This window comes from Methylocystis sp. NC52PC (genome assembly GCF_055698645.1).
On sequence record NZ_CP170127.1, the window covers coordinates 2,321,984 to 2,346,323 of the forward strand.

Consider the following 24,340-nt stretch of genomic DNA (forward strand, 5'->3'; position numbering starts at 1 on the left):
CCGGCGTTGAGAGTTTATGGGTTCTAAACGTCGTCGTTGAATTCCCGCGTCCGGCAAGGCCGGGCGGGCCGGGCAGGGCCGCGATGACGCGTCCGGGAACGAAAGCTGGGGGAGCGTGAGCATGATGATGGATGTCAACGAGTCGGGAGGCTCCGAGGCCGCTGACGGCGGGCGCGTGCGGCTGGAGCAGACGCTGGTCGAAGCCTATTATCTCGGCCATTCGCTGCGCAGCCTCGCTGGCGATCCCGACTTCAGTTTTCGGCAGATCACGGCCACCGTCTGCGAGCCGCTCATCGCCTGGGCGAAGTTCATCGAGGATCGCCTGGAGGCGGGGGAAAGCCCGTTCAAGGGGGCCGCGCGCCGTCAGAAATAACGCGGTTTCGACAAGCTTTCCGGTTTTCGCTAAGAGAGCGGAACCGCACTAAACGAATCGGACGCCATGACGATACGCCTGCACCAGGGCGACCTCCCCTCGGGGGCCGCTCTTTCGTCCATTGTCGCAATCGACACCGAGACCCTGGGGCTCAATCCCCACCGCGACCGCCTGTGCGTCGTGCAGCTCTCGTTTGGCGATGGCGACGCCGAACTCGTGCAGATCGCCCGCGGCCAGACCCGCGCGCCCAACCTCGAAAAGCTGCTGGCCGATCCGAGCGTGCTGAAGCTCTTTCATTTTGCGCGCTTCGACTTGGCGATCCTCGCCAAGACCTTCGGCTTCATGCCGGCGCCGGTCTACTGCACCAAGGTCGCCTCCAAGCTCACGCGCACCTATACCGACCGCCATGGTTTAAAGGATCTGGTGCGCGAGCTCGTGGGCGTCGAGATTTCCAAGCAGCAGCAGTCCTCCGACTGGGGCGCGGCGAGCTTGACCGACGCGCAGCAGGCTTACGCGGCCTCGGACGTTCTGTATCTGCATCAGCTCAAGGAAAAGCTCGACGCCATGCTCGCCCGCGAGGAGCGGACAGGGTTGGCGCAGGCCTGTTTCGATTTCCTGCCGACGCGCGCAGAGCTCGATCTGAGCGGCTGGCCGGAAATTGATATCTTTTCCCACGAGTGACCGGCGCATGAGGGATGGCGCCTCGGCGCCTCGAATTCGCCACTTGGGAGCCGGATAAAGCCGCGCATGACAGACGGCAGCGCCGCTGACGCTTCACCCGTTCCGCCTCCGGCCGCGCCTGCGACGCCCGGAATGAACGGGCGCGTCGGCCCCATGCCGACCACTGGCCGCGACCGGCTCGCCGGGCTCACCGCGCGCCGAGAAAGCGCGTTTCCCGAAGCGTTGCGCCACACTGCGCGGGTCGCCAAGCTGCGCCGCTGGATCGTCTGGGGCGTCGGCGGCATGGTCGGCCTCGTCGGGCTCGGCCTGCTCATCGGGTCGCTGCGCTTTCTGCCCGTTGACCTCAATCTCGCCCGCGTGGCGCTTCAGGGGACGCGCATCGTCATCGAAAGCCCCAAGCTCGTGGGCTATCGCAAGGACGGCCGGCCCTATGAGGTGCGGGCGCGCGTCGGCGTGCAGGACATCGCCAAGCCCGACGTCTTTGATCTGGACGGCCTGGAAGTGCGCGTCGAGACGGCCGGCGAGGGCGCCGTCACGTTGACGGCGCCGAAGGCTGTCTACAGCACCAAGGTCGACCGCGCCGACATGAGCGGCGGCGTCCAGATCACGGACGCAAAAAACTTCGACCTGACGACAGAGACAGCCGCCATGGATTTCAAGGCGAGCGTCATGACGTCCGAGAAGCCTGTCACGCTGAAGATCCAGGGCGGCGAGGTCCACTCAGAGCGTGTCGAATTCGCGCAGAAGGAACGCCGCGCGACCTTCACCGGCAATGTCCGCTCCGTGCTGTATGGAGAGGACGGCGCGCCGCCAGGGGGGTTGCGCGCGGCGCAGTGAGATGAAGATGAAACGCCAGATTATCTGCGCCCTTGCGGCGCTTGCGCTCGCTGGTCCCGTCGCCGCGAAGGGTCGTTCCGGAGGCGTTTTGCCAGGGGCCACGGCCAAGGACCCGCTCAATATCGACGCCGGCAAGCTCGATTATTTCGACGCCGACCAGAAGCTCGTCTATTCCGGCAGCGTCATCGTCACGAACGGCCCGTCGACGCTCAAAGCGTCGCGGCTCGTCATCTTCCTCGAGGGCAAGGGCGCGCCCGACGCTGGCGCCAATAACGACCGGGTGAAGCATATCGACGCCGACGGGCCGGTCACGCTGGTGTCGAAGGACCAGATCGGCACCGGCGATCGCGGCAGCTACGACAAGGCCGACAACAAGGTCTATCTGACCGGCAATGTGACCCTGACGCAGGGCGACAATATCGTGAAGGGCGATCGGCTGGTCTATGACGTGACGAGCGGGATTGCGACCGTGCAGGGCGGCGGCGGACAAGGCGGCCGGGTGCGCTCGACATTCACCCCGAAAGGTCAGTAACGGGCGTCCGACAGGCGCGCGCCGTCACGGACCTTATTCCGTCTCCAGCGGCTCCTTATGGAGGAGATCCAGCATGCCGCGGCGCTTGGCCTCGTAATAATAGCCGCCGGCGTAGAGCTTGATGGCGCGCGCTTCATTGCCGCCCGAGAGCTTGTAGGCGTTGGCGAGATAGGGCACGGCGTAAGTGAGATTGGTCTTGGCGTCGAGCAGCCCGTTCGCCGGGCCCTTGTAGCCCATGTGCCTAGCGGTGTCGTGACGGATCTGCATGAGGCCCCAATAGGGGCCATGACGCGCCGCGGGATTGTAATTGCTCTCGCGCCGCACCGACCGGTGGATGAGAGATTCGGGGATATCATAGAGCCGGGCGAAGCGCGCAATATGGGGATGGAGCGCCTCCTTGCCCGCCACAGGTTCATCGCTGCGCGGCTCATTGACGTAGGACTCGGGGGCCGAGGCGATCGGCGACTCTGTTCCGGCGCATCCGGCAAGAGCGAGAGCCGCCAAGGCCGCGGCGCAAGCGGTTGATTTCATGCTCAGATTTTTCCCTTCAAATCGCCCGGTCGATGAACCTGGCTAAGTCGCCAGAGAGACATGGCGAAATCGTGGCGGGAGGCCAGCCAAGCTGCCGCGCGCGCGGGCGCCCGATCTGCGCCATGGAATGTGGACAGGGTAAACAAAGCGTTAAGTTTCACCTGTTTTTACAAGCGGTTGCGAGCGCCCGGTCGTCGCTTTTCAAGGACATTGTCGGGCGCGCGTCAGCGCGGCCGCGAACGGCGGCCGGGGTTTTTCGTTTAAGGATGTTGCGGAGAGGCAACAGATGGCGCGCGGCGCAGAGAAGGACGCCTATTGGTCGCAGGAGGTCACGCAAGGCAGCAATGCGCTCGACCTCGAGGCGGGCGTTTTCACCTGGGACGACCCCAAGCGAATCGCGCTTTCGCTCAAGCGCTCGGCGGAGGCGAGCGAGCGTCGGAAATCGACGCCGTTCCGCTCGGCCATGTCGATGCTGACCTTCTACATCAACCGCGCCGGCCGCGATCTGCCGGACGAGCGCCGCCACGTGCTGGAGCAGGCGAAGGCGGAGTTGCGCAAGGCGTTCGGGCGCTGACGCAGATTTCCAAGAACCGCGCCGCTTTCCTCCCTCCCCCTTGCGGGGAGGGTGGCCCCGCGAAGCGGGGTCGGGTGGGGGGCAGATCACGCCGCGAGGTTGTCGACCCCCAACGCCACGCCGCAAAAGGAGAGGGGGACGCGGCTCGCGACCGGCGGCTGCTTAGGCGACTCGGCGCAGCAGGAAGCTGCGGCCGCCGTCGAGCGTGGCGACCATGCCGGTGCGGGCCAGCGCCGCGAGGACGGCGGCGATCTTGGCGGCGACGCGGCGGCCCTGCTTGTAGCGGCTCGCCAGCGCCTCGGCGTCGAGCGGCCCCTCGGCGGCGGCGAGGGCGAGGACGACGGCCGCCGTCTGGCCGTGGTCGTCGGCGGGGAAGGCGGGCTTCGACGCAGCCTGGGCCGGGCGGGCGGCGCCGTCGCCGAGCGCGAGTTCGGCGCGCTCCTGCGCCTGCCCGAAGCGGGGGAGTTGATAGTCGGGCCGCAGCCAGCGCACATGGCCCTGCGCCTCTTCCCGCGCCCGCTCGCGATTGAGCGCGACGAGGCGGATGAGAATCTCGTCCTCCGCAAGATCGGCCGGCCAGCCATAGGCGGCGGCCACAGCGTCGTCGAGCCTCTCGTGCAGTTCTTTCAAAATCAGCACGAGCCCGTCGTCGAAAATCTTGCGCTCGGCGCCGGAAAACACGCAGGGCCCGCCGCCCGCGCGCAATTTTTCGAGCACATTGTAAAGCCCCGTCAGCGTGAGATGCGGATGCTCGGCGAGAACGCGCTTTCGATGCGCGTCGAGTTCTTCCGCGATTTGGCGAATGCGGCGCCTTTGCAGATCGTCGGCGTCGGGGAAGGGGAAGGGGTCGAAGCAGCGGGATTTCGTATAACGTGGACGATCCTCCAAGGTGCCGCCCTGTGCGTATGTCCATCGTAAATGGATGTGCGACGAGAGAACGCCGAGATGAAAGGCGTCGTCGGAGGCGATGGCGACGAGCATGTTGTCGGGCAGGATCGAGGCGTCGAGAAACTGAAATACACGGTGCTTGGTTGTTTCGACTGTGGCGATGTAGCGCGCGAGGCCCGCAAGCGCAGGCCGCAGCTCCCGACGGGGCTCTCCAAAAATCCACCAGTTGTCGCGGTAAGTCGCTCGATTGTTTTTATCCCTCTCGGGTTTCACGGTGCGCGAGATATGTTGGTAGATTTCCGGGAAACGATGGCGCACCTGTTCCAATCCAAGTCCGAAAAGATCGATTGCCAAGAAACCCCGCGAAATCGAGGTGAGGTCCTTTCCGTTTCGATATTCCACTATGTGCTTTTCGAGGCCGGCTCGCTTCCCGAGGCCAAGGAAGGCCGCCTCTCCGCGGGTGATTACGAAGCCAGCGCCATGCAGCTTGACGCCCGGCGAACATATCCCGTTATTGGCTTTGATATTTGTGGCGCTAGATACATCTGCGCCAATGGTCAGGTCGATGTTCAACTTCCCGAGAGTTTCATTTAACTCGATCAGCGGCGTATCCGTATCAATTCCAACCTCCCTCACCACCTCCCTCAACAACCCCTCTTTCGCTCCCGCCTCCACTACCGTCATTGCAATCCGCACCGCCGCCGCGTCCTTCGTCGCCTTCGTCCATGGATGATCGGGGATCGCCATGACGAGCGACACGGGGGCCTTGGCGTTCAGATGCCGCTCCATCACGCGGCGCTGAAACACCTGCGTGATCGAATTGGTGGTGACGAGGCCGAAGCGCCGCAACGTCGTTGCCTTGCGCGTCAACAGTTCGGCGGCGTGGTCCCACCAATACATGACGAAATCTGCAGACTCGTTCATCTGCGGATGCGCGGCCCAGAGCGCCTGCGCATAATCGACGCCGAGCCGCGCGCGGACATCCTTGCCGCCAATAAACGGCGGATTGCCGACAATGAACTCCGCCTCCGGCCACGCCGGCCGCCGCGGATTCCTGTACTCGTAGACCTCCATCGCTGCGCCGTCCGGCCCCGTCCGCGTCACCGGCTTGGCGCGTGCGTCCCGCTTCAAGACCTTTTCCGCTTCGAGCACGGCGTCCTTCGTCACGATGTTGTCGAAGGCCTGCAGGATCGGCTCGCCGGGCATGCCGCCGCGCGTGCGCACGTGCCATTGCAGATGGCCGATCCAGAGAACGAGCTCCGCGATCGCCTTCGCCCGCGCGTTGATCTCGAGCCCCAGGAACTGCTGCGGTCCGACGCTGTGGCCTTCGAGCCCGGTCAGCGCCTCCTGCCCGCCGAGATCGGCGAGCGCCTCCAGGACTTCGCCTTCGAGACGTTTCAACAGCTCCAGCGCCACATAGAGAAAATTCCCGGTGCCGCAGGCGGGGTCGAGCACGCGCGTTGCGCAGAGCCGGTCGTGAAAGGCGGCGACGGTGGCGACGGCGGCCTCGCTTCGACCTTCCGATTTCTGCCGCTCGGCGGTGGCGAGCGCCGCCGCCCAGTCCTCGCGCAAGGGCTCGATCACGGTGGCGACGACGAGTCGCTCGACATAGGCGCGCGGCGTGAAATGCGCGCCGAGCCGGCGCCGCTCGTGCGGGTCGAGCGCCTGTTCCAGCAGCGCGCCGAAAATAGACGGGTCGACCTCGCGCCAGTCGTAACGCGCCGCCTGCGCCAGTTCGCCGATTTCTTCGCGCCCCAGCGACAGCGCGCGGTGGTTCTTGAAGAAGGTTCCGTTGAAGCGCGCGACGCGCTCTTCGAGCGCATGGGCGTAGCCGCCGCTGTCCATCGCCTCCCAGAGCTGGCCGACCTTGTGGGGGAAGGTGTCGGGCTTTTTCGCGCAGCTGTCGAGAATTTTGGAAAAAGCCTCCTTGCGCAGCAGGCCCACGTCCTCGGCGAACATGGTGAAGAGGCACCGCATGAGAAACATCGCCACGATCTCCGGCGCGTGGCGCGCGGCCTCCAGCGCTTTCGAGACGGCGGCGAGCCGCGCCGCGATTTCGCGGGTGACGCGGGCGGACTTGCGCGCCGGATCGAGCGACAGCGGGTCGGTCCAGATCGCGGCGAGCAGCGCGCGCTTTTCGGGCTCCCGCAGCTCTTCGAGATGGATGCGGAAGGAGCGGCGGTCGGGAAACTGGTCGAAGGCTTTTCCGTCGCGGCGGAAATTTGCGTAAATCTCGAAACAGTGGCCGACGTCGCAGACGATGACGAAAGGCGGCGGCTCGTGCCCCTCGGGCAGAAGCCGCACATAGCCCTCCGCCTGGGCGCGGGCGTTCACCATCAGCACGTCCCAGGCGCGCTCCGCGCCGCGCCGCCCGCGCGGGGCCGCCTCCTCGACGAAAAGGCCTTGCTGGGCGATTTCCTTCTCGCCGCCCTTCTGTTGGCGGGACTGCTTTGCCTCCAGCACGAAACAGTCGCGCTTATAGAGGTCGATGCGCCGATGCGCCGCCTGGCCGTCGCGCCGCGTCTCGCGCACCCTTCGCTCGAACACATAGTCGTTCGTGTCGCTCGCCGCGCCGGCGGGCTCCGGGCTCGGGAGGCTCAGCGCGAGGCAAAATTCGGTAAGAAAAAGGGCGTAATTCGCCCGCTCCTGCCCGCCTTCGCGGCCAAGCCATTTTTCGATGAACCGCTCCAGCGCGGACCCGTCCGAATCAGCTACGCCCTTGGGCATAGCCCGAGCTTAGCTGTCGGATTCCGATCGGGCTATAGCGGAAGCTCGACTATTGCGCTCGATCCCTCCCCCTTGCGGGGAGGGTGGCCCCGCGAAGCGGGGTCGGGTGGGGACGCGACCTCCGGGCTCTCGCGGCTCTTACCGCGTAAACTTCTTGTATTTCAGCCGGTGCGGGATGACGCTGTCGACGCCCAGGCGGCGCTTCTTGTCTTCCTCGTAATCGGCGAAGTTTCCTTCGAACCATTCGACGTGCGAATCGCCTTCATAGGCGAGGATGTGCGTCGCGATGCGGTCGAGGAAGAAGCGGTCGTGCGAGATGATGACGGCGCAGCCCGCGAAATCGACGAGCGCTTCTTCCAGCGCGCGCAGCGTTTCGACGTCGAGGTCGTTCGTCGGCTCGTCGAGCAGCAGCACATTGGCGCCGCTCTTGAGCATCTTGGCGAGATGCACGCGATTGCGTTCGCCGCCGGAGAGCTGGCCGACCTTCTTCTGTTGGTCGGCGCCCTTGAAGTTGAAGGCCGAGCAATAGGCGCGGGAGTTGATCTCGCGCTTGCCGAGATAGATCACGTCATTGCCCTCCGAGATTTCCTCCCAGACGGTCTTGTTGGCGTGCAGCGCGTCGCGCGACTGGTCGACATAGCCGAGCTGCACGCTGTCGCCGACGGTGATCGCGCCCTTGTCGGGCGTCTCCTGTCCGGTGATCATGCGAAACAGCGTCGTCTTGCCGGCGCCGTTCGGGCCGATCACGCCGACGATGCCGCCCGGCGGCAGCTTGAAGGTCAGATCGTCGATCAACAGCGTGTCGCCGAAGCCCTTGCTGATGTGCTCGAAGTCGATGACATTGTCGCCGAGGCGCTCGGCCACCGGAATGACGATCTGCGCGGTCGTCGGGGCCTTGTCGTTCTGCTTGGCGACGAGCTCCTCATAGCGCTGGATGCGGGCCTTGCTCTTGGCCTGGCGCGCCTTGGGGGAGGCCGAGATCCACTCGCTTTCGGCTTCGATCGCGCGCTGGCGGGCCTTGTCTTCAGAGGCCTCCTGCATGAGGCGCTTCTGTTTCTGCTTCAGCCAGCTCGTGTAATTGCCTTCATAGGGAATGCCGCGGCCGCGATCGAGTTCGAGAATCCAGCCCGTGACATTATCCAGGAAGTAGCGGTCGTGGGTGACGATCAGGATCGCGCCCGGATAAGCGCGCAAATGGCCCTCGAGCCAGTTCACGGTCTCCGCGTCGAGATGGTTCGTCGGCTCGTCGAGCAGCAGCATCTCGGGCTGCTCGAGCAGCAGCTTGCAGAGCGCCACGCGGCGCCGCTCGCCGCCCGAGAGCTTGGTGACGTCGGCGTCGTCCGGCGGGCAGCCGAGCGCGTCCATGGCCTGATCGACCTGGCTGTCGAGATCCCACAGGCCCTTGGCCTCGATCTCGTCCTGCAGCTTCGTCATCTCGTCTGCGGTCTCGTCCGAATAATTCATCGCGAGATCGTTGTAGCGGTCGAGGATCGCCTTCTTCTCGGCGACGCCGAGCATGACGTTGTCGCGCACGTTCAGCGCCGGATCGAGTTGCGGCTCCTGCGGCAGATAGCCGACCCGCGCCCCTTCGGCGACGAAGCCCTCGCCGGTGAACTCCTTGTCGATGCCGGCCATGATGCGCAAAAGCGTCGACTTGCCCGCGCCGTTGACGCCGAGCACGCCGATCTTGGCGTCCGGGTAGAAGGAGAGATGAATATTGTCGAGGACCTTCTTGCCGCCCGGATAGGTCTTGGTGAGGCCCTGCATGTGATAGATGAACTGGCGCGCCATCGGCTCCGTCTCGGTTCGGGAAATCTTGGGGCCGTGTTTAGAGCATTTGCGACGCGAGAGGGAAGCGGTTTCCTTTTTGGCCCAAAGCGCGCTAATTCCCCGGTCGCGCCGATAGGTCAGGCGCGGATCGAGCGGGCCTTATAAATGAACGTGCTTCTCATCGGATCGGGCGGGCGCGAGCACGCCATCGCCCATGCGCTGGCCAAAAGCCCGCTTCTGACGCGTCTTTACGTAGCGCCGGGCAATCCGGGGACAGAGCAGGCGGCCGAGAACGTCGATCTCGATGCGGGCGATCACGCCGCCGTGCTGCGCTTTTGCAAGGACATGGGCGTCGCGTTGGTCGTCGTCGGCCCTGAACAACCGCTGATCGGCGGCCTCGTCGACGCGCTGGACCGCGCCGGGATTCTGGCCTTCGGGCCGACGCAGGCGGCGGCGCGGCTAGAAGGGTCGAAGGGCTTCACCAAGGATCTCTGCCGGGAATACGCCATCCCCACCGCCGCCTATGGGCGCTTCTCCGAAAAGGACCGGGCGCTCGCATATGTTAGGGAGAAAGGCGCGCCGATCGTCGTGAAGGCGGACGGGCTCGCCGCCGGCAAGGGCGTCGTCGTCGCGACGACGCTGGACGAGGCCGAGCGCGCGGTCGAGGCCATGTTCGCCGGCCTCTTCGGCCAATCGGGCGCGGAAGTGGTGGTCGAGGAGTTTCTGGAAGGCGAGGAGGCGTCCTTCTTCGCGATCTGCGACGGGGAGCGCGCCGTGCCCTTCGCCACGGCGCAGGATCACAAGCGCGTCGGCGACGGCGATACGGGGCCGAACACCGGCGGCATGGGCGCCTATTCGCCCGCTTCCGTGGTGACGCCGGAGATCGAGCGGCGGGTCATGGCCGACATTATCGAGCCGACGATGCGCGCCATGCGGGAGAAGGGCGCGCCCTTCAAGGGCGTGCTTTACGCCGGGCTGATGCTGACCAAGGATGGGCCGAAGCTCATCGAATACAATAACCGCTTCGGGGACCCCGAGGCGCAGGCGATCCTGCCGCGCCTCGAGGACGACCTGCTGGCGATCATGCTCGCCGCCGCGCGCGGCGCGCTCGACGGGACGCGGCCGCGTTTTTCCGACAAGGCTGCGCTGACGGTGGTGCTCGCCGCCAGGGGCTATCCGGGCACGCCGCTCACCGGATCGGAAATCAAGGGCGTCGCCGCGGCCGAAGCCATGCCGGACGTCATCGTCACCCACGCCGGCACGCGTCGAGCGGGCGAGCGGCTGCTCGCGGCGGGCGGGCGCGTGCTGAATGTGACCGCGCTCGGCGCGAGCGTCGCGGAAGCGCAGGCGAAAGCCTATGCGGCGGTCGATAAGATCGACTGGCCCGGGGGCTTTTGCCGACGCGATATCGGGTGGCGGGAAGTTGAGCGGGAGCGGGGGTGAGCGGGTCAATCACGCCCGAGGCGGCCTCGTCCTTCGAGACGCGCGCTTTCAGCGCGCTCCTCAGGATGAGGCCTCGAGACGCGCGCTTTCAGCGCGCTCCTCAGGATGAGGCCTAAGTCTTCGTTAAAAGCCCCTCATGCTGAGGAGCCGCCGAAGGCGGCGTCTCGAAGCATGAGGAGCGACGGCGCCGGGTGATCAGGCGTACTTACTTCTTCGCCCCGCGCGCCGCGCGCTTGGCGAGCGTGCGCAGCCGCAGCGCGTTGAGCTTGATGAAGCCTTCCGCGTCCCGCTGGTCGTAAGTGCCGCCCTCCTCGAAGGTGACGAGGTCCTGGTCATAGAGGGACCACGGGCTCTCGCGGCCGACGAGCGTCGCGGAGCCCTTATAGAGCTTGAGCCGCACGCTGCCGGTCACGTGCTGCTGGGAATGGTCGATCGCCGCCTGAAGCATCTCGCGTTCCGGCGCGAACCAGAAGCCGTTGTAGATCAGCTCGGCGTAGCGCGGCATCAGCTCGTCTTTCAGATGCGCCGCGCCGCGGTCGAGCGTGAGGCTCTCGATCCCGCGATGGGCGACGAGCAGGATCGCGCCGCCGGGCGTCTCGTACATGCCGCGCGACTTCATGCCGACGAAGCGGTTCTCGACGAGATCGAGACGGCCGATTCCGTGCAGGCGGCCGAGATCATTGAGCTTGGCCAGCAGCGCCGCGGGCGTGAGCGCTGCGCCGTCGACGGCGACGGGGTCGCCCTTCTCGAAGTCGATCGCCACATATTGCGGCGCGTCCGGCGCGTCCTCGGGATTGCCGGTGCGCGAATAGACGTAATCCGGCGTCTCCTGCGCTGGGTCTTCGAGCACCTTTCCCTCGGAAGACGTGTGCAGAAGATTGGCGTCGGTCGAGAAGGGCGCCTCGCCGCGCTTGTCCTTGGCGATCGGGATCTGATGCGCCTCGGCGAAGGCGATGAGGTCCGTGCGCGAGGCGAGGTCCCATTCGCGCCAGGGCGCGATCACCGTAATGTCGGGCTCGAGCGCGTAATAGCCGAGTTCGAAGCGAACCTGGTCGTTGCCCTTGCCGGTGGCGCCATGGCAGACGGCGTCCGCGCCCATCTTGCGGGCGATTTCGATCTGCTTCTTGGCGATCAACGGCCGCGCGATGGAGGTGCCGAGGAGATAGAACCCCTCATATTGGGCGTTGGCGCGAAACATCGGGAAGACGTAGTCGCGGACGAATTCCTCACGCAGATCCTCGATGAAGATGTTTTCGGGCTTGACGCCGAGCAGCAGCGCCTTGTCGCGCGCCGGGCCGAGCTCCTCGCCCTGGCCGAGGTCGGCCGTGAAGGTGATGACCTCCGCGCCATAGGTGGTCTGCAGCCATTTGAGGATGATGGAGGTGTCGAGGCCGCCGGAATAGGCGAGGACGACTTTCTTGATGTCTTTCTTCTGGCGGGTCATGGGGGCTCGGGCTCTACGCTGGGTTGGCGACGTTATAAACGGGCGGACGCGGCAAGCAAGCGCGCCCGGACAGCGCTGGATTGACGCGGATCGAGGCTTGGCCTTTACTTCGGCAAGTCATTTCAGAAAGGGAATTTGAAATGCGCGTCCGCCCTTGGATTTTGCTGATTTTCGCCCTCGCGGCGGGCGTTGCGGCCCCGGCCGCGGCCAAAGAGAAAGAGGAGCGGATCTGGACGCTTTCCGGGCTCGACAAGAAAAAGTCCGAAACCGTCTCCCTGGACTATAGCGTGCCGGAATCCGATTACATAACCATCGTCTTCAGTTGCAAGCCGAAGAGCGGCGCGGTGGACGTCTTCATTTCCGAGACGAACAAGAAGCTGAGGCCCGGCCGAAAGGCCACGGCGACTCTTGCCGCCGGAGAGGCGAAGGCGACCTTTCCCGGCAAGCTTCTCGTCAATGAGGACGCGGGCGTCCCGAGCTTCGAGGGCAGCTTGCCGGCCAAGGAGCCCCTGTTCGCGGCCCTCGCGGGCGGCGCCGCGACGCTCGCCATCACGGTCGGCGCGTCGACGGATACGGAGACCCTGAAAGGCGCGGCGGAGAAGTTTGCGAAGTTCAACGCCGCCTGCGCCAAACCCTAACCGCACGGCCTCGTCTTTCCGCCGTCCGGCCGCTAGAATGTGCGCATGAGCAGCCATCCGCCGCATGACGCCGGGAAAATCCCCGGCCTCACGCCAGCGCGCCAGCGCGCGCTGGACATTCTCATCGAGGCCAACCGCCCGGTCGGCGCCTATGAGATGATCGACCTGATGGCCGACGCCGACGGCAAGCGGCCCGCGCCCGTCTCGGTCTATCGCGCGCTGGCCTTTCTCCTCGACCACGGGCTCGCGCATCGGCTCGAGTCGAAGAACGCGTTCGTCGTCTGCGGCCATGCGCATGGCGCGGAGGAGCCGGTCGTCTTCATGATCTGCGAAGGATGCGGCGAGGTGAAGGAAGCGACCTCCCCGGATCTCGCGCGCGAGCTTGCGACGCTGACCGCGGAGGCGGGGTTCAAGGCGCGCACCCGCGTCGTCGAGATCGCCGGCCGCTGCGCCCGCTGCGCCGGGTGACTGATGGAATCCGCGCTCGAACCCCAGCCGGCCCGCTTTCATATCCTTCGCGCGTTAGTCGCCTGCCTCCTGCTGCTCGTCGCGACGCTGGCTTTCGCCGCGCCGAACTATCCCGAGCTCACCGGCCGCGTCGTCGATCAGGCGAACGTCATTCCCGACGCCGACCGCGTGACCCTGCAAAAGAAGCTGAAGGAGCTCGAAGACAAATCGGGCATTCAGCTCGTCGTCGCGACGATCAGATCGCTCGACGGCTATGACGTCGAAACCTACGCGAACGGCCTCTTTCGCGCCTGGAAACTCGGCGAGGCGAAGAAGAACAACGGCGTTCTTTTCCTCGTTGCGCCGAGCGAGCGCAAAATGCGCATCGAGGTCGGCTATGGGCTCGAAGGGACGCTGACGGACGCACTGTCCAAGGTCATTCTGGCGACCGCCGTCACGCCCAAATTCAAAACCGGGGATTTCGGAGCGGGGATCGAACGGGGCGTCGACGGAATCATCGAGGTCCTGAGCGGCGACTCGGCGGAGTGGGTGAAAAAAGTTCGGCCGCAGCCGACCGCCTTCGACGAGCTTTTGCCCTTGCTGATCTTTGCGCTGTTCATTTTCATCTTCGTCATGATGGCGCGCAGCGCCGGCCGCCCGGGCCAATATCGCCGCTATCGCCGTGGCGGTCCGCCAATCATCATCCTGCCGCCGAGCGGCGGCGGCTGGAGCGACGGGGGCTCGTTTGGGGGCGGCTCGTCCTGGGGCGGGGGCGGCGGCGGGTTCGACGATTTCTCCGGCGGCGGCGGTTCGTCCGGCGGCGGCGGCGCCTCGGGGGACTGGTGATGCGGCTGACGAAAGCGGACCTCGATCGCATCGTCGACGCCATCGGCCGCGCCGAGCGGCGGACCTCGGGCGAAATCGTCTGCGCCCTGGCGCGCCGCTCCTCCGACTATGCCTATGTGCCGCCGCTCTGGGCCGCGTTCTTCGCGCTGGTGACGCCCTGGCCGCTGGCCGTTCTCACCGATCTCTCCGCCCGCGCGATCTATGCCGCGCAACTCGCCGTCTTCGTCGTTTCCGCGCTCATCATTTTCTGGCCGCCGATACGGCTGCTGCTGACGCCCCGCCTGGTCAAGCGCCGGCGCGCCGAAAGGGCGGCGATCGAGCAGTTTTTCACGCGCGGCGTCGGCGGAACCCGGGGCCGCACCGGCGTCCTGATCTTCGTCTCCTTCGCCGAACGTTACGCGCGGATCATCGCCGACGAGGGGCTCAACGGCAAAATCAGCAACGATCAGTGGAAGATAGCGCTCGAGCCTCTGCTCGCCTGCCTGGGGGAGGAGCGCTGCGCCGACGGCTTTGTCGCGGCGATCGACGAATGCGCCCGCCTGCTGGCCCCGGTCGCTCCGCCGGGGCCGGATGGGGACGAGCTGCCGGACCGGATTTATGTGAGCTAAACCGGCGCGCGCGTCCCGATCGCTGAGCCTCAGCTTGCGCCCAACCGCCTTTTCTATTCCCTTTCCGACCGCGCTCCTGTAAAACGCGCCGCATCGCAACAAAAAAGCCGCCTCAGAGCGTCCGGGCCAAGCGGGCCGTCGGAACGGGTCGCGGCTGTTTTAAAACGGCCGGTTCCATGCAGCTGCGCAATATCGCCATCATCGCCCACGTCGACCATGGCAAGACCACGCTCGTCGACTGCCTCCTGCGTCAGTCGGGCGCCTTCCGCGAGAACCAGCGCGTCGCCGAGCGCGTGATGGATTCCAACGACCTCGAAAAAGAGCGCGGCATCACCATCCTCGCCAAGGCGACCTCGGTCGTCTGGAAGGATGTCCGCATCAATATCGTCGACACGCCCGGCCACGCCGATTTCGGCGGCGAGGTCGAACGCATCCTCTCCATGGTCGACGGCGCCATCGTGCTCGTCGACGCCGCCGAAGGCCCGATGCCGCAGACCAAATTCGTCGTCGGCAAGGCGCTCAAGATCGGCCTGAAGCCGATCGTCTGCGTCAACAAGGTCGATAAGCCCGACGCGCGCGTGCAGGAAGTCGTCAACGAGGTGTTCGACCTCTTCGCCGCGCTCGACGCCACGGACGAGCAGCTCGACTTCCCGATCATCTACGGCTCCGCCAAGCAGGGCTGGATGGCCGAGGAGCCGGACGGCCCCAAGGACGATATGGCGCCGCTGTTCGATCTCGTCGTGAAGCATGTGCCGCAGCCCAAGGTCGAGGAGGGCGGCTTCCGCATGCTCGGCACGCTGCTCGAAGCCAATCCCTATCTCGGGCGCATCATCACCGGCCGCGTCTTCGCCGGAAGCGTGAAGCCGAACCAGCCGGTGAAGGTGCTCGATCGTGCCGGCAAGATCGTCGAGCAGGGCCGCGTTTCGAAGATCCTCGCCTTCCGCGGCATCGAACGCCAGCCGATCGAGGAGGCGGAAGCCGGCGACATCATCGCGATCGCGGGGCTCGAGCAGTTCAATGTCGCCGACACGCTCTGCGCGCTCGAGGTGAACGAGCCGCTGCAGGCGCAGCCCATCGATCCGCCGACGCTCTCCATGACCTTCCTCGTCAACGACAGCCCGCTCGCGGGCACCGAGGGCGACAAGGTGACGAGCCGCATGATCCGCGCGCGCCTGTTCAAGGAGGCGGAGGGCAATGTCGCGCTGCGCGTCGAGGACGCGCCGATGGGCGACGCCTTCATCGTCTCGGGGCGCGGCGAATTGCAGCTTGCGATCCTCATCGAGACGATGCGTCGCGAGGGCTTCGAGCTTGGCGTGTCGCGCCCGAAGGTCGTCTTCCGCAAGGATGACGACGGCGAAATTCTGGAGCCGATCGAAGAGGTCGTGATCGACGTCGACGAGGAGCATTCCGGCGTCGTCGTGCAGAAAATGTCCGAACGCAAGGCCGAGATGATCGAAATGCGCCCCTCGGGCGGCAATCGCCTGCGTCTCGTTTTCCATGCGCCGACGCGCGGCCTCATCGGCTATCAAGGCGAATTGCTCACCGACACGCGCGGCACCGCGATCATGAACCGCCTGTTCCACGACTACGCCCCGTTCAAGGGCGAGATTCAGGGACGGCGCAACGGCGTGCTGATCTCGAACGATCAGGGCGAGGCGGTGGCTTACGCCATGTGGAAGCTCGAAGACCGCGGCCCGATGATGATCGAGCCGGGCTGGAAGGTCTATCGCGGCATGATCGTCGGCGAGCACACGCGCGACAACGATCTCGAAATCAACGTGCTCAAGGGCAAGCAGCTCACCAACATCCGCGCCGCCGGCAAGGACGAGGCCGTGCGCCTCACGCCGCCGATCAAGATGACGCTGGAGAAGGCGCTCGCCTATATCGAGGACGACGAGCTGGTCGAAGTGACGCCGAAGTCGATCCGCCTGCGCAAGGCGATCCTCGATCCGAACGACCGCAAGAAGGCCAGGGGCAAGGCCGCGCTGGTGGCTTAAAGAGGGGCGGGGTGTGCGAATCCCTCCCCCTTGCGGGGAGGGTGGCCCCGCGAAGCGGGGTCGGGTGGGGCCACGCCTGTTGAATTCAAGGCTTCAGAGACACGCGCGGGCTCTCGCTCGGCGAACCCCACCCGTCGCGCGTTCCGCGCGCCACCCTCCCCGTGAAGGGGAGGGATGAGCCTGCATCGAGGTTGCTTTCAAACCGCAGCGTGTCAGAGGCGCGAATAATCTACGTGCACGAAATCCCTCCCCCTTGCGGGGAGGGTGGCCCCGCGAAGCGGGGTCGGGTGGGGGCAGTTGACAAGCAACTCATCCTGAGTAGCCAGCGTCTCGAAGGACGAGGTTCGGGCTTCGGGGCGTTTGCGCTCAGCCCTCGTCGAGCATGTAGCAGTAGAAGTCCCGGTTGAACCCCGTCCGCCACCCTTGCAGATCGTAGCGGTAGCCCGGCGGCGGATTGTCGCCGCAGTCGCCGGCGTAGGGCACGATGGGCTTTTGCGCCCAGGCTGGCGGCGGCGGCGCGAGCGGTCGGCGCTGCGCGAAGGAGGGCGCCGCGGCCGGGATCGTGAACAGAAGCGCGAGCGCGACCGCCGTAACGAGCCGCCGAGGGTTCCGGCCGGTGGTTGTCATCTGTCCCTCCCCGCAAAATGCCGCTTTGCAGAACCCCGCACGCGCTGGCGGGTTCCACCCAAGCGCGGGGGGAGGCGCGCTAAACCTCCTCCAGCGCCGCCCTCAGCGCCGCGAGATCGTCCGGCAGTTCGCTTTCAAACATCATCTCCTCGCGCGTGATCGGATGCTCGAAGCCGAGCGTTTCGGCGTGCAGCGCCTGCCGGCCGAGCGCCTCGACCGCCTCGCGCGCCCCCTCGGGCAGCTTGGCGATCTTGGTCTTGAAGCCCGCGCCATAGGTCGCGTCGCCGATCAGCGGATGGCCGATATGGGCGAGATGCACGCGAATCTGATGCGTGCGGCCCGTCTCCAACTGGCAGCGGATGAGCGAAGCGACGCCGTAATCGGCGACCTTCTCCCAATGGGTGATGGCCTCGCGGCCGCGCGATTGGGAGACGACCGCCATTTTCTCGCGCTGAATGGAATGACGGCCGAGGTGGGTCTCGATCGTCCCATGCGCGCGGTCCGGGACGCCCCAGACGAAGGCGAGATATTCGCGGGTCAGCGACAGCGTGCGGCCGTGATCGGCGAAGAGCGCCGAGAGGCCGTGATGCGCCGCGTCGGTCTTGGCGATCACCAGCAGGCCGGTCGTGTCCTTGTCGATGCGGTGCACAATGCCGGGCTTCTTCACGCCGCCGACGCCGGAGAGGCTCTCGCCGCAATGAGCGATCAGGGCGTTGACCAGCGTGCCGCTCTCGTGGCCGCTTGCGGGATGCACCACGAGACCCGCCGGCTTGTCGATGACGATGAGATGAGCGTCCTCGTAAACGATGTTCAGCGCGATCGCCTCGGCCTGCGGCTCGGCGGGCTCCGGGGGCGGCACGTCGAGCACGATCTCGTCGAGGGGCGTGAGTTTCTTCGCCGGGTCGCGCATTGCGGCGCCGCGAAGGGCGACGCGGCCCCCCTCGATCAGCGACTTGATCCGGCTGCGCGAGAGATGCGCGGAGACGAGCTCGGGGCGCTCGGCCAGGTAGCGGTCGAGCCGCGCGCCGGCCTCGCCCTCCGCCACGGTGAAGGCGAAGCGCGCGCCGGCTGCGTCCTTTTGCTGCATATCCTTCATGCTCATTTCAAAGTCTTCTTTTGCCCATGGGCGCGCTCGTGCTAACTGTTCCGCCGAAGAAAACGCCGACCAGAAGCGTGGACAAGAGATGGGACGACGCCATCCGCCTTTCGCCTTTGTCGCCGCCGCTCGAGTGGAGGCCGCTCACATTAACGACGCCGTCGCTCCGTTCTGCGCCGTAATCGGCGCGGGGCCCGCCGGGCTTTTCGCGGCCGAAGCGCTCGCCCGCGCCGGCGCGCGCGTGACCATCTATGAGCACAAGGCCAGCCCTGCGCGCAAATTCCTCATGGCCGGCCGCGGCGGCCTCAATATCACCCACAGCGAGAATCTCGAACGCTTCATTTCCCGCTATGGGGCGGCGGCGACGCGGCTCGGCCCCTTGATTCGCGCCTTTCCGCCCCAGGCACTGAGAGATTTCTGCGCCGAGCTCGGCGAGGCGACCTTCGTGGGCTCGAGCGGGCGGGTTTTTCCGGCGAGCTTCAAAGCCTCGCCGCTGCTGCGCGCCTGGCTCGCGCGTCTCGCCGAATTGGGCGTAACGATCGCCACCCGCCACGCCTTCCTCGGCTTTGATCCAAGCGGCGACGCTATTCGGCTCAAGGGGCCGGACGGCGCGGAGATCGTCGGCCGCGCCGACGCGGTGGTGCTCGCGCTCGGCGGCGCCTCCTGGCCGCGGCTCGGCTCGGAGGGCGGCTGGACCAGCTTCCTGAGCGCGGCCGGCGTCGCGGTGACGCCGCTCGCCGCCGCCAACAGCGGCGCGCTCATCGACTGGAGCCCGATCTTTCGCGGCGATTTCGAGGGCCAGCCGATCAAGACCGTGTTGCTGCGCCATGGCGACGCCGTGGCGCGCGGCGACATTGTGATCACGCGCACGGGGCTCGAAGGCGGGCCGGTCTATGCGCTCTCGTCGCGGCTGCGGGACGCCGCCGCCCAAGGCGGCGAAACCACGCTCGGCGTCGATCTGCGGCCCGACACGAGCCCCGCCTGCCTCGTCCGCAAGCTCTCGCGCCGGCCGGCGAAGCAGTCGCACGCCACCTTCCTGCGCCGCGCCGGCTTCTCCAAGGCGGAAATCGGCCTGTTGCGCGAGGCGGCCGGCGCCGCCGGCCTGCCGCGCGACACGGAGGCGCTCGCGGCGCTCATCAAAAACGCGCCGCTGAAGGTCGTGGGAGTGGCGGGCCTGGAGCGGGCCATTTCGACGGCCGGCGGCGTCTCCTTCGAGGAAGTGGACGCCGATCTGATGCTGGCCAGACTGCCGGGCGTGTTCGTCGCGGGCGAAATGCTCGACTTCGACGCGCCGACGGGCGGCTATCTGCTGCAGGCGGCTTTCGCCACGGGCCGCGCCGCCGGCGCGGGGGCCGCGCGATATCTGGGCCTCATCAAGGACGCAGGCGATCAGGCCGGCTTGTCGCCGAGCCATTTGCCGAATTCGCGCGCGCCGGAAGCGTCGAACAAATACAGCGTGTAAACCTCCGGCTCGCCCATCTCCATGCCCGGCGATCCCATCGGCATGCCCGGCGCGGCGATCCCGATCGCCTTGGGGCGCTCTTTCAGCACTTGCGCGATGGCCTGCGCCGGCACGTGGCCCTCGATCACATAGCCGTCGATCTCGGCCGTGTGGCAGGAAGCCATTTTCTCGGGCACGCCGAGCCGCGCCTTCACGGCCTTCATGTCGGGCTCGATGATTTCTTCGACGACGAAGCCCGCCGCGCGCATGCGCTTCGACCAGCCGCCGCAGCAGCCGCAGGTTGCGCTTTTGTGCACGACCATTTTCTTCGCGTCCTCCGCAAAGGCCGCGCCCGAAAAGAGCGCCGCCGCTGCGGCGCTGAGAAGCAAGCTTGCCTCGCGGCGGGAGAACGACTGCGACATGAGAGGGTCCATTTCTTTTCAGTTGTCGGCGCAAACCATAGCGGGACAAAGAGCATGTTTGCATGGCGCCGTCGCGCGGCAAGAGGGAGGCGCCTGCGCCTCGTCGCTTGCGCTTCGCCCGATGGCGGACTTAGCTTTGCCCTTGGTCGAGATGATTTTGACAGAGGATTTATAGAGCATGCGCATATTTTTTCTCGGCGGCCTCGTTTGCGCGACGCTCGGCGCGGTTCCGCTCGCGCAAGCGACGGAAGCGGAGCCCTTCACGCGTCCGCATCGCTTTTCGGCGCAGGACATCGCCGCCTTCGCCGACGCGAGAATCGTCGCGCTGAAGGCGGGGCTCCAGCTCAAGGCGGAGCAGGAGACAAACTGGCCGGCGCTGGAGACGGCGCTTCGCGACGCCGCCAAGGCCCGCGTGGCGCGCATCGAGGAGACGCGCAACAGCGGGGCCGCGGCCTTCAGCCCCGATCGGCGCCCTGCAACGACGCGCGCACTATATGGCGGCGCGCAGCGGCGAACTCGACAAGATCGCCGCCGCCGCCAAGCCGCTTTATGACGTCCTCGACGAGGCCCAGAAGCGCCGCTTCGGCCCGCTGCTCGCATCGGCGCTGCATGAGCGCATGCGCGGCGCGCCCGGCGCGCGGCGCGGCGGCGACATGACGTCGGCGTTTTGACGTCCGGAGCCGATCGGGCTTTAATCGCGCATGCTGCCTTCGCGCTTCTGGTCGGAGCTCTCGATCCGCGACATCCGCGCCCACGACATGTCGGGCGTGATCGCCGTATTGCCCATCGCCGCCGTCGAGCAGCACGGGCCGCATCTGCCGCTTGGCGTCGACGCCATGATCATGGAGGGCGCCATCGAGCGCGTCGCGCTGCGTCTCCCGCCGGATCTCGACGCTGTCTTTCTGCCAATGCAGAGCGTCGGCGTCTCGCTCGAACATCGCGACTTTCCCGGGACGCTTTCGCTGACCTTCGACACGGCGGCGCGCATGCTCGCCGACATCGTCGAGGGCGTGGCGCGCGCGGGGGTGAAAAAGCTCGTGCTGATGAATTCGCACGGAGGCAATTCGGCGCTCCTCGCCACCGTCGCGCTCGATCTGCGGGCGCGTTTCGGCATGCTCGCGGTGACCTGCTCCTGGGCGCGCTTCGGCTATCCGGACGGGCTTTTTTCAGCCGCCGAGCAACGCCACGGCATTCACGGCGGCGAGATCGAAACATCGCTGATGCTCGCCTTTCGGCCCGGCCTCGTCGATATGGCTCGCGCCAAGAACTTCCCGCCGGCGACGCTCGACTTCGAGCGCGACTTCGCCTGGCTGCGCGCTGACCGCCCGGCCGGCTTCGGCTGGATGACGCAGGATCTCTCGCCCGCCGGCGCCATGGGCGACGCCTCCAGGGCGACGGCCGAAAAGGGCGAGGCCATCGCCGATTACTGGGCCACCGCCTTCATCGAACTGCTGCGCGACGTCGAGGCTTTCGATCTGGCGCGCCTCAAGACAGATTAGGATTTCTTGCAGGGCAAGGTTGGCGTAAGAGCGGCCGGATAGTCTCTTTCCGCGAGGAGACTGTCGTCATGAGCGTCGAGAGGATCGCGCCGCTGGGCCAGGCCGCCACCGACGCCGCCTTCATGCGCGCGGTCGGCGGCGCTGGTCCGGATCATGGTCGCTCGCCGCCGCCAGCCTTCCCGCCGCCCGAAACCCCGATTGAGGCCGCGCCGCATCTCTACGACAGCCTTGTCCTGCCGATCCCTGAGGGCGCGGGTTCGGACGATCCTCGCCTCCCGTCCTCGCTGGTCAATCATTTCTACAGGACGCAGGCGGCGCGCGCGCAAATCGAGCCGCTCGTCGACGGCCTGTTGCCAGACGCCCTTCTCCGCCGCGAGGTCGAGACGCTGCTACGGCGTCAGGCCGAAGCGCGGCGCTTGGATGTGACGCGGCTGATCGAGAAGAGCAAGGAAACGCCCGAAGGTCGCCTGCCGTCCCGCAATGTGAAGGACGCCCGCTTCACCTTCAGGGGCAGGCTCGCGGCCGCCGATGACGAAGGCAGGCTGAAGCTCTTCGATCTGTACCTGACCCGAACCGGCCCTCGACAATGGGAGGCGGCCGTCTTCGACCGCGATCCGTCGCGCGCGGGCCAAGTCTTCCCGCGCGTGACGCCGCCGGTCGAAACGCGGCGTCTCTTGATTGATCCCGCGACGGGGCTCGTCATGGCCTGCGTTGCGCAGCAGATGGGGGCTTCCGGTTTCGAGACGGCGGCGCGGGCGGCCTTGTTCCCCGCCGCCGCCGGGCGCGCGTTGCTTTTCCCGGCCCTCGCCGCCACGGCCGCGCTCCTCCTGGCGCAATATGTCTCCTGGGCGGCGGCCGCAACGCTTCTCACCGCTCTCGCGCTTTACACATTGGGATCGGAGCGGCGTTGACGCAGTCGTAGACGCGGCCAAGCCCGCGTTGGCGACTTTCCTGATAAGCCCCGCGACGTTGACTATGACAAAGCTTTGTCGGCGAATGCGTCGCACAGGCAATCGTGAGAGGGAACGGTTTCCATGGACTTCATCCATCCGCTAGCGCGCGGCGCGAAGGTTTGGAAGGCCCAGCTCGAAAGCGGCGAAGCCAAGCGCATTTTGGTGATCGTCACCAATGCCGAGCTCAATCCCGAGAGCAAAAAGTATAACGCCCAGACGGTCGACAGGCTGACCGCCGCCGCCGAGGAATTCTTGCAGGAATCCGGCGAGGCCGACGGCTTTCTCCTCGCCAACCGGCTGCGCGACTGGGAGAACTCCAAGGACCGTTAGGTCGCGGAGGGCGGCGACCAAGGGAGAGTCCATGTCTCGGTGAGCGTGCGGCCGTTGGCGCGCAGGAAGAGGCGTAGGTCCGCGGTGTCGCCGGGTTTCACCCTCACGTCGAATTGTGCGCGCAGCCCTTCGATATGCGGATTGGCGATGACGCTGGCGCGCAGCACGCGCCCTTTCGAGCATGTCGCCACCGCTTCGACCTGAGACGGATCGTTGACGTAATAGGCGAGATCGCCCCCCGCGAAATCGACGAGAAAACGTCTCGCGCCGGGATCGTAAGGCTCGGACGATCCAAGGGCGCGCGCCTGCGCTTCGAATGTGTGCAAGGCCCGGCCGTTGGGCGCGAGGCGCGGCATGTCGAGCCCCGCGGTGATGCGATAGGCGTACGCGAAGGGCTTGCCGGGCTCAGGCGGCGCGGCCGGCGTCCAGCTCGCGACGATATTGTCGTTGGTTTCGTCCGGCGTCGGCAGTTCGATGAGTTCGACGCTTCCCGCGCCCCACTCGCCGACGGGCTCCACGAAATAGCTTGGCCGGTTCTGATAGGCGAGATCGAGATCCTGATAGGATTCGAACGTCCGGTCGCGCTGCAACAGGCCGAAGCCGCGCGGATTGCGATCGAGAAAGAGCGACATGCGCTCGCGCGCCGGATTGCCCAGCGGGCGCCACAGCCACTCCTCGGAGCCATTGTGGATGAGAAGGCCGTCCGAATCGTGGATTTCGTCGCGGAATCCGTCACGCACCCTGCGGTCGTTCTCGCCGGTGAGATACATGGAAGTCAGCGGCGCCAGACCGAACTTCACGCCGGCGCGGCGCGGAAACAGCGTCGCCTGCACGTCGAGCGTGCTTTCCTGACCGACCGTGAGGTCGAAGCGATAGGCGCCCGTGGCGGCTTCGCCGTCGAGCAGCGCATAGATGGTCGCGCGGTTGCCGCCCTGCGTCGGCGCCTCGATCCAGAATTCGCGAAAGAAGGGGAAGGACTCTCGATCCGTTCCCGACTCGACGCAGAGCGCGCGCGCCGAGAGCCCATATTGCTGGTCCCGGCCCAGAAAGCGGAAATAGCTCGCCCCGAGAAAAGAGATCGCCTCGTCATGCACGTGCGGGTCGTTGACCGGGTAATGCAGACGAAAGCCGGCGAAGCCGGTGTTGACGCCAAGGCTGGCGCCGGGTTTGAGGCGCCCGTAATCGAACATCCCCGTGGAATAGGGAATGGGCGCCGCGATGCCGTCGCGGATCGTGTTCACCGTCACGGAGCGGCGATAGAGAAACCCCAGGTGAAACGTCTCGAGCCGGAAGCCGCCCGAGAGGTTCGAAAACAGCGCGTGATCGCGCTTGAAACGGATATCTCGCCAGGAGTCGAAATCGAGCGAATCAAAGCCTTCGGGCAGGCGCGGCGTCGCATCCTCGAAGGGGGCCGCGGCAAGGGCGCGGGCGCGCAGGATCACGTCGTCGAAACCGAATCGCGGCGCCGGGCTCGTCCCCGCCGCGCTTTGGCCGTAGGCAGGCAAGACGAGAGTCGCGCCCGTCGCGGCGAGGGCGCCAATCATCTGTCGCCGGGTGATGTCGCTCATGCTCGTCTACCAGAATGCCTAATTTGCACGCAGATTGATGCGGGCGCCTTAAGCTGCTCTAGCGAGAA

Annotated in this window: 24 protein-coding genes and 1 pseudogene; 17 read left to right on the plus strand and 8 right to left on the minus strand. The window is 66.3% G+C overall.

The window, feature by feature from the left end; genetic code table 11:
- Positions 1-121 precede the first annotated feature (121 nt).
- The 4 genes from ACETII_RS13175 (at position 122) to lptA (ending at position 2,423) form a co-directional block, all read left to right on the plus strand.
- Complete coding sequence (locus tag ACETII_RS13175; protein ID WP_363346489.1) at positions 122-373, plus strand: hypothetical protein; 252 nt, start codon at positions 122-124, stop codon at positions 371-373.
- A 66-nt stretch (positions 374-439) separates the two neighbouring features.
- Positions 440-1,054, plus strand: coding sequence for a ribonuclease D (locus ACETII_RS13180; RefSeq protein WP_472785801.1), 615 nt, complete (start codon positions 440-442; stop codon positions 1,052-1,054).
- A gap of 66 nt (positions 1,055-1,120) precedes the next feature.
- On the plus strand, positions 1,121-1,891 hold the full coding sequence (gene lptC, locus ACETII_RS13185) for an LPS export ABC transporter periplasmic protein LptC (protein ID WP_363346493.1): 771 nt from the start codon (positions 1,121-1,123) through the stop codon (positions 1,889-1,891).
- A gap of 7 nt (positions 1,892-1,898) precedes the next feature.
- Complete coding sequence (gene lptA, locus ACETII_RS13190) at positions 1,899-2,423, plus strand: lipopolysaccharide transport periplasmic protein LptA (RefSeq protein ID WP_363346495.1); 525 nt, start codon at positions 1,899-1,901, stop codon at positions 2,421-2,423.
- A gap of 33 nt (positions 2,424-2,456) precedes the next feature.
- Here the strand turns inward: lptA and ACETII_RS13195 are convergent.
- A pseudogene (locus tag ACETII_RS13195) lies at positions 2,457-2,780 on the minus strand (transglycosylase SLT domain-containing protein); the annotation flags it as partial.
- Positions 2,781-3,240: 460 nt separating this feature from the next.
- On the opposite strand from ACETII_RS13195, the gene ACETII_RS13200 reads away from it, so the two are divergent.
- Entirely contained in the window at positions 3,241-3,528 is a 288-nt protein-coding gene (locus ACETII_RS13200; protein WP_472785802.1) for a DUF3175 domain-containing protein, read from the plus strand.
- A 162-nt stretch (positions 3,529-3,690) separates the two neighbouring features.
- Here ACETII_RS13200 and ACETII_RS13205 read toward each other — a convergent pair whose 3' ends face one another.
- Complete coding sequence (locus tag ACETII_RS13205; protein ID WP_472785803.1) at positions 3,691-7,143, minus strand: class I SAM-dependent DNA methyltransferase; 3,453 nt, start codon at positions 7,141-7,143, stop codon at positions 3,691-3,693.
- A gap of 138 nt (positions 7,144-7,281) precedes the next feature.
- The gene (gene ettA, locus ACETII_RS13210; protein WP_363346503.1) at positions 7,282-8,934 is read right to left on the minus strand and encodes an energy-dependent translational throttle protein EttA; all 1,653 of its coding nucleotides are present in this window, start codon (positions 8,932-8,934) and stop codon (positions 7,282-7,284) included.
- A 144-nt stretch (positions 8,935-9,078) separates the two neighbouring features.
- Here ettA and purD point away from each other — a divergent pair, with 144 nt between their 5' ends.
- The gene (purD, locus tag ACETII_RS13215) at positions 9,079-10,356 is read left to right on the plus strand and encodes a phosphoribosylamine--glycine ligase (RefSeq protein WP_472785804.1); all 1,278 of its coding nucleotides are present in this window, start codon (positions 9,079-9,081) and stop codon (positions 10,354-10,356) included.
- Positions 10,357-10,561: 205 nt separating this feature from the next.
- Here the strand turns inward: purD and ACETII_RS13220 are convergent, their stop codons facing one another.
- The gene (locus ACETII_RS13220) at positions 10,562-11,800 is read right to left on the minus strand and encodes an argininosuccinate synthase (RefSeq protein ID WP_472785805.1); all 1,239 of its coding nucleotides are present in this window, start codon (positions 11,798-11,800) and stop codon (positions 10,562-10,564) included.
- A 140-nt stretch (positions 11,801-11,940) separates the two neighbouring features.
- Between ACETII_RS13220 and ACETII_RS13225 the strand changes: the two genes are divergently transcribed.
- From ACETII_RS13225 to typA, 5 genes are all read left to right on the plus strand, one after another.
- Positions 11,941-12,438, plus strand: coding sequence for a hypothetical protein (locus tag ACETII_RS13225; RefSeq protein ID WP_472785806.1), 498 nt, complete (start codon positions 11,941-11,943; stop codon positions 12,436-12,438).
- A 45-nt stretch (positions 12,439-12,483) separates the two neighbouring features.
- Complete coding sequence (locus tag ACETII_RS13230) at positions 12,484-12,906, plus strand: Fur family transcriptional regulator (RefSeq protein ID WP_363346511.1); 423 nt, start codon at positions 12,484-12,486, stop codon at positions 12,904-12,906.
- 3 nt (positions 12,907-12,909) lie between these two features.
- Positions 12,910-13,731 carry a TPM domain-containing protein gene (locus ACETII_RS13235; protein ID WP_472785807.1) on the plus strand — a complete coding sequence of 274 codons (822 nt, stop codon included), beginning with the start codon at positions 12,910-12,912 and terminating at the stop codon, positions 13,729-13,731.
- The gene (locus ACETII_RS13240; RefSeq protein ID WP_363346515.1) at positions 13,731-14,339 is read left to right on the plus strand and encodes a TPM domain-containing protein; all 609 of its coding nucleotides are present in this window, start codon (positions 13,731-13,733) and stop codon (positions 14,337-14,339) included. Before ACETII_RS13235 ends, ACETII_RS13240 begins: the two co-directional genes overlap by 1 nt.
- A 176-nt stretch (positions 14,340-14,515) precedes the next feature.
- On the plus strand, positions 14,516-16,336 hold the full coding sequence (gene typA, locus ACETII_RS13245) for a translational GTPase TypA (RefSeq protein WP_472785808.1): 1,821 nt from the start codon (positions 14,516-14,518) through the stop codon (positions 16,334-16,336).
- A gap of 366 nt (positions 16,337-16,702) precedes the next feature.
- Here typA and ACETII_RS13250 read toward each other — a convergent pair whose 3' ends face one another.
- Together ACETII_RS13250 and ACETII_RS13255 are read right to left on the minus strand one after the other, a co-directional pair.
- On the minus strand, positions 16,703-16,963 hold the full coding sequence (locus ACETII_RS13250) for a hypothetical protein (protein ID WP_363346519.1): 261 nt from the start codon (positions 16,961-16,963) through the stop codon (positions 16,703-16,705).
- Between the two features lie 79 nt (positions 16,964-17,042).
- The gene (locus tag ACETII_RS13255; RefSeq protein ID WP_363346521.1) at positions 17,043-18,065 is read right to left on the minus strand and encodes an RluA family pseudouridine synthase; all 1,023 of its coding nucleotides are present in this window, start codon (positions 18,063-18,065) and stop codon (positions 17,043-17,045) included.
- A gap of 82 nt (positions 18,066-18,147) precedes the next feature.
- Between ACETII_RS13255 and ACETII_RS13260 the strand changes: the two genes are divergently transcribed.
- Positions 18,148-19,521, plus strand: a complete 1,374-nt coding sequence (locus tag ACETII_RS13260; protein ID WP_472785809.1) for a BaiN/RdsA family NAD(P)/FAD-dependent oxidoreductase — start codon at positions 18,148-18,150, stop codon at positions 19,519-19,521.
- Here ACETII_RS13260 and ACETII_RS13265 read toward each other — a convergent pair.
- Entirely contained in the window at positions 19,449-19,922 is a 474-nt protein-coding gene (locus ACETII_RS13265) for a DUF411 domain-containing protein (protein WP_472785810.1), read from the minus strand. The two genes, ACETII_RS13260 and ACETII_RS13265, sit on opposite strands and share 73 nt — an antisense overlap.
- A gap of 178 nt (positions 19,923-20,100) precedes the next feature.
- Here ACETII_RS13265 and ACETII_RS13270 point away from each other — a divergent pair, with 178 nt between their 5' ends.
- The 5 genes from ACETII_RS13270 to ACETII_RS13290 all read left to right on the plus strand — a co-directional run bounded on the left by ACETII_RS13270 (position 20,101) and on the right by ACETII_RS13290 (position 22,704).
- Positions 20,101-20,475 (plus strand): hypothetical protein, encoded by a 375-nt coding sequence (locus ACETII_RS13270; RefSeq protein WP_472785811.1) that lies wholly within the window; start codon positions 20,101-20,103, stop codon positions 20,473-20,475.
- Positions 20,417-20,593: a hypothetical protein gene (locus ACETII_RS13275; RefSeq protein WP_472785812.1), complete on the plus strand. Its 177-nt coding sequence runs from the start codon at positions 20,417-20,419 to the stop codon at positions 20,591-20,593. The genes ACETII_RS13270 and ACETII_RS13275 overlap by 59 nt, the downstream gene beginning before the upstream one ends.
- Positions 20,594-20,623: 30 nt before the next feature.
- On the plus strand, positions 20,624-21,421 hold the full coding sequence (locus tag ACETII_RS13280) for a creatininase family protein (protein WP_472785813.1): 798 nt from the start codon (positions 20,624-20,626) through the stop codon (positions 21,419-21,421).
- A 68-nt stretch (positions 21,422-21,489) separates the two neighbouring features.
- Entirely contained in the window at positions 21,490-22,332 is an 843-nt protein-coding gene (locus ACETII_RS13285; protein ID WP_472785814.1) for a hypothetical protein, read from the plus strand.
- 123 nt (positions 22,333-22,455) lie between these two features.
- Positions 22,456-22,704 (plus strand): hypothetical protein, encoded by a 249-nt coding sequence (locus ACETII_RS13290; RefSeq protein ID WP_363346533.1) that lies wholly within the window; start codon positions 22,456-22,458, stop codon positions 22,702-22,704.
- Here the strand turns inward: ACETII_RS13290 and ACETII_RS13295 are convergent.
- On the minus strand, positions 22,701-24,272 hold the full coding sequence (locus ACETII_RS13295) for an OpgD/OpgG family glucan biosynthesis protein (protein WP_363346535.1): 1,572 nt from the start codon (positions 24,270-24,272) through the stop codon (positions 22,701-22,703). The genes ACETII_RS13290 and ACETII_RS13295 overlap by 4 nt on opposite strands.
- Positions 24,273-24,340 lie beyond the last annotated feature (68 nt).